Annotated in this window: 12 protein-coding genes; 3 read left to right on the top strand and 9 right to left on the bottom strand. The window is 42.1% G+C overall.

Annotated features, from left to right (window positions below; translation table 11 throughout):
- The first annotated feature begins 375 nt into the window (after positions 1-375).
- Positions 376-1,014, top strand: coding sequence for an FMN-dependent NADH-azoreductase (locus Xenpb_RS12490; RefSeq protein ID WP_187654629.1), 639 nt, complete (start codon positions 376-378; stop codon positions 1,012-1,014).
- A 43-nt stretch (positions 1,015-1,057) separates the two neighbouring features.
- Here the strand turns inward: Xenpb_RS12490 and Xenpb_RS12495 are convergent, their stop codons facing one another.
- From Xenpb_RS12495 to Xenpb_RS12505, 3 genes are all read right to left on the bottom strand, one after another.
- Positions 1,058-1,378 carry a YdbL family protein gene (locus tag Xenpb_RS12495; protein ID WP_187654630.1) on the bottom strand — a complete coding sequence of 107 codons (321 nt, stop codon included), beginning with the start codon at positions 1,376-1,378 and terminating at the stop codon, positions 1,058-1,060.
- A 10-nt stretch (positions 1,379-1,388) separates the two neighbouring features.
- The gene (locus Xenpb_RS12500; RefSeq protein ID WP_255523132.1) at positions 1,389-1,574 is read right to left on the bottom strand and encodes a YnbE family lipoprotein; all 186 of its coding nucleotides are present in this window, start codon (positions 1,572-1,574) and stop codon (positions 1,389-1,391) included.
- A gap of 146 nt (positions 1,575-1,720) precedes the next feature.
- Positions 1,721-4,330 (bottom strand): YdbH family protein, encoded by a 2,610-nt coding sequence (locus Xenpb_RS12505; RefSeq protein WP_187654632.1) that lies wholly within the window; start codon positions 4,328-4,330, stop codon positions 1,721-1,723.
- Between the two features lie 259 nt (positions 4,331-4,589).
- Here Xenpb_RS12505 and cls point away from each other — a divergent pair, with 259 nt between their 5' ends.
- The gene (gene cls / locus Xenpb_RS12510; RefSeq protein WP_187654633.1) at positions 4,590-6,050 is read left to right on the top strand and encodes a cardiolipin synthase; all 1,461 of its coding nucleotides are present in this window, start codon (positions 4,590-4,592) and stop codon (positions 6,048-6,050) included.
- Between the two features lie 102 nt (positions 6,051-6,152).
- Positions 6,153-6,482 (top strand): HI1450 family dsDNA-mimic protein, encoded by a 330-nt coding sequence (locus Xenpb_RS12515; RefSeq protein WP_187654668.1) that lies wholly within the window; start codon positions 6,153-6,155, stop codon positions 6,480-6,482.
- Positions 6,483-6,602: 120 nt separating this feature from the next.
- On the opposite strand, the gene oppF is transcribed toward Xenpb_RS12515, so the two are convergent.
- The 6 genes from oppF to Xenpb_RS12545 all read right to left on the bottom strand — a co-directional run bounded on the left by oppF (position 6,603) and on the right by Xenpb_RS12545 (position 13,949).
- Entirely contained in the window at positions 6,603-7,604 is a 1,002-nt protein-coding gene (oppF, locus tag Xenpb_RS12520) for a murein tripeptide/oligopeptide ABC transporter ATP binding protein OppF (RefSeq protein WP_099114818.1), read from the bottom strand.
- Positions 7,601-8,599, bottom strand: coding sequence for an ABC transporter ATP-binding protein (locus Xenpb_RS12525; protein WP_187654634.1), 999 nt, complete (start codon positions 8,597-8,599; stop codon positions 7,601-7,603). The genes oppF and Xenpb_RS12525 overlap by 4 nt, the downstream gene beginning before the upstream one ends.
- A 9-nt stretch (positions 8,600-8,608) precedes the next feature.
- The gene (gene oppC / locus Xenpb_RS12530; protein WP_187654635.1) at positions 8,609-9,517 is read right to left on the bottom strand and encodes an oligopeptide ABC transporter permease OppC; all 909 of its coding nucleotides are present in this window, start codon (positions 9,515-9,517) and stop codon (positions 8,609-8,611) included.
- Between the two features lie 14 nt (positions 9,518-9,531).
- A complete protein-coding gene (oppB, locus tag Xenpb_RS12535) occupies positions 9,532-10,452 on the bottom strand; it encodes an oligopeptide ABC transporter permease OppB (RefSeq protein WP_187654636.1) in 921 nt (306 codons plus the stop codon).
- Between the two features lie 85 nt (positions 10,453-10,537).
- Positions 10,538-12,184, bottom strand: coding sequence for an oligopeptide ABC transporter substrate-binding protein OppA (gene oppA, locus Xenpb_RS12540; RefSeq protein WP_187654637.1), 1,647 nt, complete (start codon positions 12,182-12,184; stop codon positions 10,538-10,540).
- 124 nt (positions 12,185-12,308) lie between these two features.
- Entirely contained in the window at positions 12,309-13,949 is a 1,641-nt protein-coding gene (locus tag Xenpb_RS12545; RefSeq protein WP_187654638.1) for an ABC transporter substrate-binding protein, read from the bottom strand.
- Between the last annotated feature and the right edge of the window lie 309 nt (positions 13,950-14,258).

Here is a 14,258-nt window from a genome sequence, read left to right on the forward strand (position 1 = left end):
GACGTTTTTAACTGAGTAGCGCTGTCTTTGCAGGCTCAGAGGATAATTTCTTATGATTTAACTATCAGAGAAGTGTAACATATCTTATGCAACTCTATGTATTTTATATACACTCTCAATTTAGTCAATTTACCGTTTTATTGGCGATAAACTTAATGGGGCAATCACCCGCTATTCAATGAATTTGAACCCCAATCTCTATATATTTAATGGGGTACAATTTTTACTCACTCAAACCCTTTTCAATCATTCAATGAATTTGAATTCTTACCTCAAAATATTGAGCTATTGACTGAACAATTCTCTATATAAAATAGAACACAGTCGATGTCATAAATAAAGTTATAGTTCTTAAGATAACTAAGGAAGTAAAGAATGAATAAAGTACTGCTTCTGAAATCCAGCATTCTGGCGCAATATTCTCAAAGTAATAAAATGGCTGACTATTTTGCTGAAAAATGGCTGGCTAATCACTCAGAGAGCAACATTACCACACGCGATCTCGCTGAAAATCCGGTTCCAGTACTGGATGGAGAATTGGTCAGTGCCTTGCGTCCAAGCGATGCAGAATTGACAGAACGCCAAAAATCAGCATTAGCACTGTCAGATGAGTTGATTGCAGAATTAAAAACACACGATGTTATTGTCATCACTGCACCAATGTATAACTTCACGATCCCTACTCAGCTCAAAACCTATTTTGATTTGGTTGCCCGTGCTGGTCTGACTTTTCAATACACCGAGAAAGGCCCTGAAGGTTTGCTAAAAGGCAAACGCGCTATTATCTTGAGTAGCCGTGGTGGCATTCATAAAGATAGTCCTACAGATTTGATGACACCATACCTGCGTGTTTTTCTCGGATTTATTGGCATTACCGATGTGGAATTTGTGTTTGCTGAAGGTTTGGCATTCGGCGCAGAACCTGCCAACCAAGCACATCAGAATGCCCATGATGCGATAGATGATGTCATAGAAAAAATGGGACAGGCGCAACTCGAAAAAGCCGTAGCCTAATAAAAGGTCGCTTGATAAAGATTGAGTGCGCCGAACGGCGCGCTTATTTCTTCACCCAATTGCCATTGATACCAAGAACATACTCGCCTGAAGCCGCCCGACTGACCAATTTTTCACCCGCAATTTTCGCGACCTGATCTGTTGTCATATTGTTTTGAACCGCAATTTCAGCATATTTCTTTTCCCGCTCTTCGTTAATTTTTTTAACTACAGACTGAGCGTCTTTGGTATTTTTTACGGGTGCCAGATAGCCACTGAATGTTTCCCCCACCAGCCCTTGTTGTTTTGCTTCGTTCAATGTCATTCCCGCAGCAAAAGAGCTGAATAGCAGACTCAAAATAAAGACCATTCCTGCTTTTTTCATATTCTAGCCCTTAGAATAAGTTAGAGTTGTTTTTGAGCATGTCTTCAATTTGCCGATCGACCTTAATATGAATTTCATGTTCAATTTTCACATTCATATTGATATTGATAGGCTTATCAGGTGTCGCGACTTCCAGCCTGACACAACCCACCAAGACTATGTTGATCAACATTACACTTACCAACGCCACGCCCATTCTGACGGATGGTATTCTGCATCCAACTTTTGTTATCATTTATCACTCCCAGTTGACAGGAATAGCCCAAAACAAATAAGTATCTTTAATCCATTGCCATATTACTGACAACCCTACTTGCCATTTTATTTCCATCTGATTAATCCCTACATCACCGATATATTTTTCTGTAACCATTCTTCCAGATTACTGCCAAACCGTAAGCTGCGCCATAACTGAAAAATATTCTCTTCATGACGGTAGTTGAGCCTGACCTCCCGCTTTTTATCGACCACAGGGTTAACCCCACTGATCTCAGCATGTAATGCCAAAATTCCCAAATTATCGAGGGTCACATAGGCCTTTGAACGGCTGATTTCTAAATAACGTAACCAATCCATTGCCATACCGGCTGAGAAGTCATTTTTTCCTATAGAATCAACCGCATCCTTATCCAACCTCAAGGTCAGATATCCTTCATTAGATACCCAGCCTCGCTGAATAATCCACTTTTCGTCATTTAATAAGATTGGCAATTCACCACTGATTTTTCCTGACATTGCTATTTGCTTCACTTTTAATACGCCAAACAATTTGCTTAGGTTCAGTTTGTTAAATCGCAATACCGCAGCTTCTTTTTGGGGAAGCTGCAATTTGTTCATTTTCAACTGACCATCCAGCATATCAACATTCACATTAGTCAATGCCAACGGTTGTACATGGGTTGGTGGATAAAAACCCAGTAAATCGGCTGTTACATTCTGCATATCAAACAACCCCTTAATGGCTTTGATGCGAAGCTGGACTGGTGATGTTAATCCCAACTGCCAAGTATGTTCCTGCAAACGCCATGGCAGCACAAACTCCAAACCATCAACTTCCCCGTTTTTCAGCCACATATTCGCTTCTTTTACTACCCAGTGACCACCAGCGCGCAGTCCTTGCCCTTTCGCGGCTGAAAAAGCAGCCTGAGCATAAATTTTACCGCCACGCACTGTAATTCCCAGATCGGGTGGGATCAGGGATTGAAATGCCAATAAAGACTGCTGAGGCCAACGCGCTTCTCCCCTTAATCGTTCCCCATCCCAACGTCCATAAAATGGGATCGGACCAATACCTTTAGAATGTAATTTGCCATTCAGCATAAAATTATCTGGTGATTGCCCAGTCAATGTGGCCTTAAAATCAAATGGCGGTAAAAAACCACCAGATCGAAATTCGGTTTTTTGAGAAGATAATTGCAAATCCCCCGTAAATGCCGGACGACTTGCCGAACGTTCCCAAACTAATGGCTTAGTCAGTCTTAAACGGGGTGATTTCATTTGCACAAGACCATATTGAATGCGATTAAACCCTGTATTTAATCCATCCACTGTTATCTGTGATTGCTTCCAGCTTCCTGTACCTGCAAGGTCCCATTTAGCTTGTAGAGGGGGTAAATTTCCATTCCCCCAAGAACGCCATTTCCAGTTTCCCTGATCGGGCATAAAATCTTCTGCATACCCATCCAGATGTAATTTGAATGTTCCCCAATAGCTATCCTGCGCCCGTAAAATGGCCTGTAGACGGCCAGTAAAACCCTCACGAGTCAGGTACGTGCCTGCTAAAGGCAAACGAGCTTCTTTGACAGTAAAAGTCTCACTCACCTTTCCCCATGCACGAAACAATGCTCCTGACTGAAAAGTGATCTTGGGCGCCACCCAAGGCCCAGTGACAATAGCGGGTAATGACATGGTCATGATCATTTCCCCGCTATTGACTTGCCCGGTTAACTGGAATGGAATACGTACATTGATCACATTGATTGGTGTTGATGGTACTGACAAAACGACATTGCCTTTACCCCTCTCATTTTGAGTCACCAGATTTACCCGCCCACTGACAGACATGCCTGCTAACCCTTTTTTCCATTGTTCAAGCCTGATATTAATCCCTCCAGACAACGGTTGGTTTGCTGCCAGCCATTGCCATTTACCATTACTGATCAAGAATTGAGATGCATCGAATGACCAAGGTAACTCCGCGAGTAATTGTTGTCTCTTTTCCTCAATAACAGTAAACAATCCACTCTTCCCCTTCCATTTCAATGCCAGCAACAATGGTTCCGGGTATTGGCTCACAGATAAATGAGCTGTTATTTGCCCTTGTTCAGGGAGTGATTTAGTCTCTAAAGGTAAGGCAATATCTCCGTTCAGGCTAATTTCCTGTTCAGGCAATTTCATTAAAAATTGATTAATAATGAGCGTCTTTTTATCTGTAATATTTGCGTTTAACGTTAATTTCTCACCCTGATAAGAGAGCATTTGGCTCTGGGATGAGGAATCAAATTGGAGTCTGCCGGAGAATTTTTGCCATGGCATAACAGAAAGATGGTCAACAACAAGGTTAATTGCAGGGATATAGGATAATATCTCTTGTACAGATAATGGTGCTGACTGTTTTTCAGTCATAGGCAAGTGAACCAGACATTGGCTTTGAGTATCCATATTGGCAACATGAATATTCCAATGACGACCTTCGGTATTTTCTCGACGTGAATAGCCTATGGATAATCCAGATACATTTATCCATTCACATGTCTTTGCCTTCAATGATAGCCTATCCAACCATAGCGCATTCTTTTTCCATGTTGGTTGGCTCAAAGAAAGAGTTACTCCCTGTGGCAGCCAATGACCGGCAATCGATGGTAGCCAGCGTGGAAGTGTATACCACCCCGCCAACACCAATAACACCAGCACAATCACTATCACTGCAAACACTTTTAATAGTCTTGTCATATAAAACGTCTAATACATAGGTGTATTAACTGATCTTACACCATCACTATAGAAGGAATTAGAATCAGTCCTAAGATGAAAGATAGATTAAGAAATCATAAAAAGCTCGGCGTATCAATAATACACTGTAACTTCTAGAATTATCTTTGATGACTACCTGTTAAATTAATGATATTAGGTTGATCGTTTGCTCAAATTTCTAGAAACTTGTGGTAATGACAGTATGAAATACTTAAATAAACAGGATTGATTGCCACGTATGACAACCTTTTATTCTGTACTTAACTGGCTGGCGATTTTCTTATACTGGTTGATTATTGCTGGTATCACCATTCGTGTTTTGATGAAACGCCGTCCAGTGACATCAGCAATGACTTGGGTACTGATTATTTACATTCTTCCTTTAGTAGGAATTGTTGCTTATCTATCATTTGGTGAATTACACCTTGGTAAACGCAGAGTTGAGCAAGCCAAACAAATGCGTTCATCTGTCGCCAAGTGGCTTGCGGAGTTAAGAAAATCCTCCCATATTTTTACCGATGAAAATAGTGAGGTGGCTACGCCGCTATTTCAATTGTGCGAACGTCGCCAAAAAATCAAAGGTGTCAGGGGCAATAAAATGCAATTAATGACATCTTATGATAACTCCCTGAAAGCCATTATTCATGATATTGAAAATGCCAAATATAATATTGAGATGGTCTTTTATATATGGCAATACGGCGGGTTGGTCGATCAGGTTACCGATGCCCTGATGCGTGCGGCCAAACGCGGCGTTAAATGTCGTATCATGGTGGATTCGGCCGGCAGCTGGCAATTTTTTCGCAGCCCATATCCTGATATTATGCGCAAGGTCGGCATTGAATTTGTCGAGTCGCTAAAAGTGAATATCTTTCGCTTGTTCTTGCGGCGCATGGACTTACGTCAACATAGAAAAATTATTCTGATCGATAATCATATTTCATACACTGGCAGTATGAATATGGTTGATCCTCGTTTTTTCAAACAAGATGCAGGGGTCGGGCAATGGGTTGATATCATGGTAAGAATGGAAGGCCCGGTCACGACAACTCTCGGAATTGTCTATGCGTTTGACTGGGAAATGGAAACCGGACAGCGTCATCTGCCGTCGCCGCCTGACAGCACCATCATGCCTTTTGAGCAAGCCAGCGGGCATACGGCTCAAGTTATTGCTTCCGGGCCGGGATTTCCTGATGAATTAATCCAACAATCCTTGATGACTGCTATTTTTTCTGCCCGTGAGCAACTTATTCTTACCACCCCTTATTTCGTTCCCAGTGATGATTTAATGCATGCGATTTGTACCGCGGCCCTGCGTGGTGTTGATGTAAGTATCATTGTGCCTAGCCAAAACAATTCCTTTCTTGTGCGCTGGGCCAGCCGGGCATTTTTTACTGAATTACTGGAAGCCGGGGTAAAAATTTATCAATTTGAGGATGGGCTATTACATACCAAGAGTGTCTTGGTCGACGGACAGCTTAGCATGGTCGGTTCAGTCAATTTGGATATGCGTAGTTTGTGGTTGAACTTTGAAATCACGGTTGTGATTGACGATGAACACTTTGGAAGTGATTTAACGCTGGTTCAACAAGACTATATTATGCGTTCAACGCTGCTTGCCAGCAATCAATGGGAAAAGCGCCCAGTTTGGAGTCGTATTCTTGAACGTGTATGCTACTTTTTCAGTCCTCTCTTATAATTCGTGACAGAAAAAGTATTCATTCAATACAGAACATGTTTTAATTTCACTCTGTTATTAATCTCGGATACTGCCATCATGGAAAATCAACCGACACATTCTATGCAGTTGAATATTAACAACCGGATGACTGAGGATGAGGCGCTTGAAAAAGCCTACGATATCTTTCTGGAAGAAGCGCTCTCTAATCTCGATCCGGCTGACAGTCTATTGTTTAATTTGCAATTTGAAGAACGGGGTGGAGCAGAATTACTGGAACCTTCTGATATTTGGTTTGAGCATGTTGATTTCAAATTGGATCCAGATTTTTTCTCAGAAGTCATTATTGGCTTGGCAGAATCAGAAGATGCCGAAATTGATGATGTTTTTGCCCGCATTTTGATTTGCCGGGAAAAGTCTCACCCTGTCTATCATATCTTGTGGAAAAAATAACAATTCACCTCCTCCTCAGAATATTACTAACAGATAAATGCCCTCACGATGAGGGCATTTTATTTATGTCAGTTTAAATCAGTGACAGCGTCACATAATGTATGTTTTCCGCATCACTCACTATAGCGGATCAACTTTGAGACAAGACACTGCATGCTTAAAGCTACCTTCAAGCAATGGACGGGTCTTAGCGCATTCTGCATCTGCCATTGGACAGCGGGTGCGGAATACACATCCGGATGGGGGATCAATCGGTGAAGGTAATTCCCCTTCCAGCAATTCAATATGTTTATTACGTTCTTTATCTGGATCAGGAATCGGTACTGCCGACATCAGCGCCCGGGTATAAGGATGTAACGGATTATGATAAACCTCATCATACGTTCCCAACTCTACCGCATTCCCCAAGTACATCACCAATACCCGATCTGATATGTGTTTCACTATCGATAGGTCATGCGCAATAAATATCAGGGAAAGCCCCATTTCCCGCTGCAATTCCTGCAATAGGTTAACAACTTGCGCCTGAATGGAAACATCCAGTGCAGAAACGGGTTCATCACAGATAACTAATTTAGGCTCCAGGATTAACGCACGGGCAATCCCAATACGTTGGCACTGCCCGCCTGAAAATTCATGAGGATAACGGTTAATCAGATTAGGTAATAACCCTACCCGCATCATCATCTGTTTCACTTTTTCTTTTATTTCCCCGTCCTTCATTTTGGGGTAATAAGTTTTCAATGGCTCAGCAATAATGTCACCAATGGTCATACGCGGGTTCAGCGATGCCAAAGGATCTTGGAAAATCATCTGAATATCGTTGCGAATATCCCGCCATTGCTTGTCACCCATCTCCAACAGGTTCTGCCCAAGCCACGTCACTGCCCCGCCAGAGGCTTTTACCAACCCAATAACGGCCCTGGCAAGCGTTGACTTTCCACAACCAGATTCACCGACGACGCCCAGTGTTTCACCTTCGTATAATCTCAAGGTCACACCATCTACGGCTTTTAAGGTTTTAGCCGGCTGCCAGAACCATTGCTTTCCATCTTTGATATCAAAATAAACTTTGAGATCATCGACTTCCAATAGGACACGTTTTTCAGCTATTGTGCTCATACTAATTCCTCCTGGGGTTTAAAGCAGGCACGCAAACGCCCAAGGTTAAATTTTTCCAACTGTGGTTCTTCGTGAGCACAACGCTCAGTGGCAAACTGACAACGTGGCTGGAATGGACACCCTTTCGGTAAACGCAACAAGTTGGGGGGATTACCCTGAATGGTCGCCAGTGATTCTTCATCACCATCCAAACGAGGAACGGCGTTCAATAGCCCGATGGAGTACGGATGTGTGGGATGATAAAATATGTCACGCGCCGTGCCATATTCCATCGTTCTCCCTGCATACATCACCAATACTTTGTCACAGATACCTGCCACTACCCCCAAATCGTGGGTAATCATAATAATGGCGGTATTGAATTCTTTTTTCAGTTCATTAAGTAATGTCATGATCTGCGCCTGAACTGTCACATCCAGTGCAGTTGTCGGTTCATCTGCAATCAATAACTTAGGCTGGCACAGTAATGCCATGGCAATCATGACGCGCTGACGCATACCACCAGAGAATTCATGCGGATACATTTTCATTCGCTTACGCGCCTCTGGCATTTTAACTGCATCCAGCATACGAATAGATTCTTCGAAGGCTTCGCTTTTACTCATATTCTTATGCAGCATCAGCACTTCCGTTAATTGCTCACCAACTCGCATATAAGGATTGAGGGAAGTCATGGGATCCTGAAATATCATCGAGATCTCTTCTGCCCGCATTCTGTTTAACTCTTTTTCCTGCAAATTGAGAATTTCTCGCCCATTAAAGTGAGCAGAGCCACTGACAGAACCATTACTGGCCAATAATCCCATTAATGCAAATGCCGTCTGAGATTTACCAGAGCCAGATTCTCCCACGATCCCCAGTGTTTCCCCTGCCTGTAAGTCAAAATTCAGTTTATTCACAGCCGTCACGTTGCCATCAGGAGTGCTGAATGTCACATTCAGGTCTTTCACCGACAAGAGTGACTCAGTATTTTTTGCAGTTTCTACGCTATTCATAGGCTCTCCTTAACGGTCTTTCGGATCGAGGGCATCTCGCAGGCCGTCACCAATAAAGTTGAAACAAAACAGGGTCATTACCAGAAAGCCTGCCGGAAATAACAACAACCATGGAGCGACTTCCATAGAATTAGCGCCATCGCTTAACAACGCGCCCCAACTACTGAGCGGCTCCTGAGTTCCCAAACCAAGGAAGCTCAAAAAGGATTCAAACAGGATCATACTGGGTACGAGCAATGAGGCATAAACCACCACAACACCTAATACGTTTGGTACGATGTGACGTAAAACAATATGGCGGGTAGAAACACCACAAACCAAAGCGGCTTCAATGAATTCCTTGCGCTTTAAGCTCAATGTCTGACCACGGACGATACGTGCCATATCCAGCCATGACACCATTCCTATCGCAACGAAAATTAACAGGATGTTCTGACCAAAAAAAGTGACCAGAAGGATAACGAAAAACATGAATGGAAAAGAGTTGAGGATTTCTAATAAGCGCATCATGACCATATCAATTTTACCGCCAAGATAGCCTGACATTGCACCATACAGAGTGCCGAATAACACGGCAATCAAGGCTGCGGCAATTCCCACCATCAACGAAATTCGTCCGCCAATGGCAACACGCACCAATAAATCACGCCCTGATGAGTCGGTGCCAAAATAGTGACTGGATTCAAAATCCGGTGGCATCGTCATCATGTTCCAATCTGTATCATCGTAGGCAAATTGAGACAGCATTGGCGCTAAGATCACAAATAATGTAATCAGAAACAAAATACATAAGCTCGTAATCGCTGCTTTGTTATGCATAAAACGACGACGGGCATCCTGCCACAAACTGCGGCCTTCAATTTCGAGCTGCTCAGAAAAACTTTCCAGAGCCTCGCTATTTTTTTTGTTCAGTAACATTGCGTGCTCCAGTCTCAGTAACGAATTTTCGGATCAATGACGGCATACAGCACATCAACGATAGCATTAAACATGATGGTTAAGCCTCCCACCAGAATCGTCAAACTGAGTACCAGTGAGTAGTCACGATTTAATGCGCCATTAACAAACAATTGACCCAGGCCCGGTAAACCGAAAATAGTTTCAATGACCATTGAACCTGTAATAATACCTACGAATGCAGGTCCCATATAAGAAATGACGGGTAACAGAGCGGGTTTTAACGCATGACGGAAAATAATTTTTCGTAATGGCAAACCCTTGGCTCGTGCTGTGCGAATAAAGTTGGAATGCAGAACTTCTATCATAGAACCGCGGGTAATACGGGATATGCTGGCAATATAAGCAAGGGAAAGTGCAACCATCGGCAGAAGCATATATTTAGGTGCCCCGCCATTCCAACCTCCCCCCGGCAACCATTTTAAGGTAATGGCAAATATAAGCACTAATAAGGGGGCAACCACGAAGCTAGGGATAACAACCCCCGTCATGGCAAACCCCATCACCGTATAGTCCCATTTTGTATTCTGATTTAATGCTGCAATAACCCCCGCACTGACACCAAATATGACTGCCATAATAAAAGCAGCAAATCCCAATTTGGCCGAAACTGGCAGTGCTTCTGCAACCAAGTCATTGACACTGTAGTCTTTATATTTAAATGAAGGGCCAAAATCCCCTTTGGAAAGTTGGATTAAATAATTGAAGTATTGTTTATAGATAGGGTCATTCAAATGGTATTTCGCTTCAATATTTGCCATAACTTCCGGCGGTAGCTTCCTTTCCCCTGTAAATGGGCTACCCGGTGCAAGCCGCATCATAAAAAACGAAATAGTAATAAGAATAAAAAGTGTCGGGATCGCCTCTAAACAGCGGCGTAAAATAAACTTTAGCATTGCCCGTTCCTATTGTTTAGCCAAACCATGGCTTTTAATTATCTGACAAGCAGGCGACCCAATAGATTGAGCCACCTACTGATTCCTAGTGTTTTATTATGTACATATCCTTCGCATGGAAGTTATCCAATGGATCTTTGCCGGTATAGCCACCAACATAAGGCTTCACTAAACGAGAATTGGTGTAGTAGTAGATTGGAACAATTGCAGAATCTTTATCCAATTGAGCATTGGCTTTGGCGTAAATTTCCGCACGTTCTTCATCGGTTTTTGCTTGAAGTGATTGTTTCAATAACGCATCAAATTCTTTGCTCTTGTAGTGAGCGGTATTATTACTGCTATTGGATAACATTGAATTCAAGAAAGTAGAGGCTTCGTTATAGTCAGCACACCATCCGGCACGGGCAATGTCATAGTTGCCTTGATGGCGGGAATCAAGGAAGGTTTTCCATTCCTGGTTTTCGAGAGAAACATCAACACCGATATTTTTTTTCCAGATGGAAGCGGCAGCAATGGCTAATTTTTTATGCAGATCGGAAGTGTTGTACAGTAACTTAATTTTCAGGGGATTATCTTTGGTAAACCCGGCTTCCGCCAAAAGTTTTTTCGCTTCGTCATTACGCTGTTGCTGATTTAGTTTGGTATACCAGTCTGGTTTTTCATCTTTAAAATCGGCGATATAAGGTGGTGTATAACCATAAGCAGGTATATCACCCTGATTTTTCACTTTATTAGTCATAATATCGCGGTCCATGCCCAGCTTCAGTGCGGTACGTACACGTGGATCATTAAATGGCGGCCTCTCGTTATTAATTTCGTAGTAATAAGTGCACAATTTCGGATTAACACGCAACTGTTCAGGAATTTCTTTTTTCAGCTTTTGGAATAATTCAATCGGTAAATTGTCATAGCTCATCTCAATCTCGCCAGCACGGTAGCGGTTAACATCCGTGACTTCAGAAGAAATAGGCAAAACAGTGACTTGGTTAATGACCGTATTTTTATCATCCCAATAAGTCGGACTACGCTCGAAAACAAGACGTTCATTGATCACCCAGTCTTTTAGTTTATAAGCGCCATTACCAACAAAATTCTGTGGTTGTGTCCATCTCTCACCATATTTTTCTACGGTTCCACGATGGACTGGTGATGTACTTGTATGAACAAGCAATCTAAATAAATAAGGGACAGGTTCGCTGAGTGTCAATTCCAATGTATGATCATCCAATGCCTTGATACCCAACATTTCCGGTTTTTGCTTCCCTCTGATGATATCATCAACATTCAGAAGATGGAGATATTGCATGAAACTTGCATAAGGAGATGCAGTATTTGGATCTACCAAACGACGCCAACTATAAACAAAGTCCTGCGCAGTAACAGGGTCTCCATTGGACCATTTTGCATCTTTACGCAGATGAAATTTCCAAACGTTGAAGTCCTGATTATGTTCCCAGCTAACTGCAACACCTGGTATGATTTTTCCATTAGGGTCATTAATTATCAAAGTTTCAAACAAATCACGGGCAATGTTAGATTCAGGTACACCTTCTATTTTATGAGGATCCAATGATTGAGGTTCAGATCCATTGTTACGGACCATCACCTGTTTTGCAGCATCTGCCAGTTGCACGCCAGCAGGCACTTGCGCTGCAAAAGCCTGCCCCCCTATCATTATCCCTAGCGCTATTGTAATGCCAGTAGCGAGTCTTTTCTTGGTTGTGTTTACCATCTTATTCTTACTCCTATTAATACCATCTGATCCATGAATGCGATATCCACGCATTAGAATGGTTGTTATTCGTACCCTAAAGGAACTATTTTGTTTACAGCAAGATAATATTTTGTGATAACGATCAGTTAATCGCTTTTTTAATATACAAATTCTTTAAATCGATATAATCAAGGGGGTCTTTTCCTGTCATTCCCCCAACCGTCGGACGAATAAGGCGCACACTGACACGGTAATAAACCGGTATCAGTCCAGAGTCTTTATCGAGTTGAGCTTCAGCTTCCTGATAAAGTTTCTTACGCGCTGCTTCGTCTTTAGCGACAAGTGCCTGACTCAGATAATTATCAAAAACCTCACTTTGATAGAAAGTGGTATTGTTACTGCTCGTTGACAACAATATGTTCAGGAAAGAAGAAGGTTCGTTATAGTCGCCACACCATGTCGCTCTTGCGACATCAAAATTTCCCTGATGGCGATTCTGGAGAGAGGTTTTCCACTCCTGATTTTGCAGAGTGACTTTTGCACCAATATTTTTCTGCCACATAGAAGCCGCAGCAATGGCTTGTTGTTTGTTTTGTTCTGATGTGTTGTATAGCAAGGTAAATTTCAGGGGATTACGGGCATTAAAACCCGCTTCTTTCAATAATTCCTTTGCCCGCTGATTGCGTTGCTCTTGTGTCCAGTTTGCCCATTCGGGATTAATCGTCAGGCCGCCACCAATATAAGTCGGGCTGAAACCATACGCAGGAATTTGTCCCTGCCCCATAATCCTTTCAACAATAATATCCCGGTCAAGACTCAGTTTTATGGCTTCCCGTACCCGTTTATCTTTAAACAGCGGTTTTTGGTTATTGATTTCATAATAAAATGTGCACAGGTAAGGTGAAATTTGCAGTTGGTCGGGAATATCCCGTTTCATTTTTTTATACAGATCAGGTGGAATAGCGTTGTTAGTAATATCTACTTCTCCGCTGCGATAGCGGTTAACATCACTGATTTCTGAAACAATCGGCAGGAAAGTACCTTTTTCAATAATGGTTTCTTTATTATTCCAATACTGAGGGTTACGCGTTAACACAATCCGCTCATTAACTACCCAGTCTTTCAAAATATAAGCCCCATTACCAATATAGTTTTCTGGTAACGTCCACTTATTATCCCATTTTTCGACCACATCCTGCCTGACGGGTTTTACTGCCGTATGGCTTAACATATCAACAAAATAGGGAACCGGGTGACTGAGAATAACTTGAAGACGATGATCATCTAACGCCTTAACACCCAATTGTTCCGGGGATTTTGTTCCTTTTAAAATCTCATCGGCATTCTGAATATAGGCATATTGCAAGTAACTGGTATAAGGTGATCCTGTGCTTGGATCAGCCAAACGACGCCAACTATAGACAAAATCCTGCGCAGTAACAGGCTGACCATCGCGCCATTTGGCATCTTTACGTAAATAGAATGTCCATACCTTATAATCCTCATTTTCCCACCGTTCTGCCACCCCCGGAATTGTCTCGCCATTTGGGCCTGTCGTTACCAACCCTTCCAACAAATTACGGATAATGGTCGTTTCTGGACCACCTTCAACTTTATGTGGGTCCAGTGAAGTGACTTCAACACCATTGTTAACGGTTACTTCTTGTTTTTCGGCTAGCGTGATCCCTGCTGGAACAGTCGCAGCAATTCCTTGTACGGCAGGAACCGATAATAAAACGATACTCGAAATCAACTGACTCAACTTTGATGGTTTTTTTCTCATTTTTTCCTCCAAGTGATAAACAGCAAATGAATCGTTTTTAATCTACTAACCCCAATAATTTACTTATCGCGTTAACAAGTGGTAATTAATCTACTAAAAAGCTATGCTCACATAATAATTGTTATATAGTTTTTATAATAAATTTATTAAAGGATTAAGGTTATTCATTGCCCTTGTATACAATTCATTCACGATATCAATGTAACACATTAATAATATTAGGTTTTATTTTGTTACCCCAAGGCAATGATCATAAAATGCGATTACAAGAGAAAATAAACATTATTTTAACAAAATGCAATCACCACA

Source organism: Xenorhabdus sp. PB62.4 (assembly GCF_014467285.1).
GTDB lineage: Bacteria > Pseudomonadota > Gammaproteobacteria > Enterobacterales > Enterobacteriaceae > Xenorhabdus.

Excerpts from the sequence above, each read along its gene's own strand:
- Xenpb_RS12490 (WP_187654629.1), top strand. The coding sequence starts at position 376 with ATGAATAAAGTACTGCTTCTGAAATCCAGCATTCTGGCGCAATATTCT.
- Xenpb_RS12495 (WP_187654630.1), bottom strand. The coding sequence starts at position 1,378 with ATGAAAAAAGCAGGAATGGTCTTTATTTTGAGTCTGCTATTCAGCTCT.
- Xenpb_RS12500 (WP_255523132.1), bottom strand. The coding sequence starts at position 1,574 with ATGGGCGTGGCGTTGGTAAGTGTAATGTTGATCAACATAGTCTTGGTG.
- Xenpb_RS12505 (WP_187654632.1), bottom strand. The coding sequence starts at position 4,330 with ATGACAAGACTATTAAAAGTGTTTGCAGTGATAGTGATTGTGCTGGTG.
- cls (WP_187654633.1), top strand. The coding sequence starts at position 4,590 with ATGACAACCTTTTATTCTGTACTTAACTGGCTGGCGATTTTCTTATAC.
- Xenpb_RS12515 (WP_187654668.1), top strand. The coding sequence starts at position 6,153 with ATGCAGTTGAATATTAACAACCGGATGACTGAGGATGAGGCGCTTGAA.
- oppF (WP_099114818.1), bottom strand. The coding sequence starts at position 7,604 with ATGAGCACAATAGCTGAAAAACGTGTCCTATTGGAAGTCGATGATCTC.
- Xenpb_RS12525 (WP_187654634.1), bottom strand. The coding sequence starts at position 8,599 with ATGAATAGCGTAGAAACTGCAAAAAATACTGAGTCACTCTTGTCGGTG.
- oppC (WP_187654635.1), bottom strand. The coding sequence starts at position 9,517 with ATGTTACTGAACAAAAAAAATAGCGAGGCTCTGGAAAGTTTTTCTGAG.
- oppB (WP_187654636.1), bottom strand. The coding sequence starts at position 10,452 with ATGCTAAAGTTTATTTTACGCCGCTGTTTAGAGGCGATCCCGACACTT.
- oppA (WP_187654637.1), bottom strand. The coding sequence starts at position 12,184 with ATGGTAAACACAACCAAGAAAAGACTCGCTACTGGCATTACAATAGCG.
- Xenpb_RS12545 (WP_187654638.1), bottom strand. The coding sequence starts at position 13,949 with ATGAGAAAAAAACCATCAAAGTTGAGTCAGTTGATTTCGAGTATCGTT.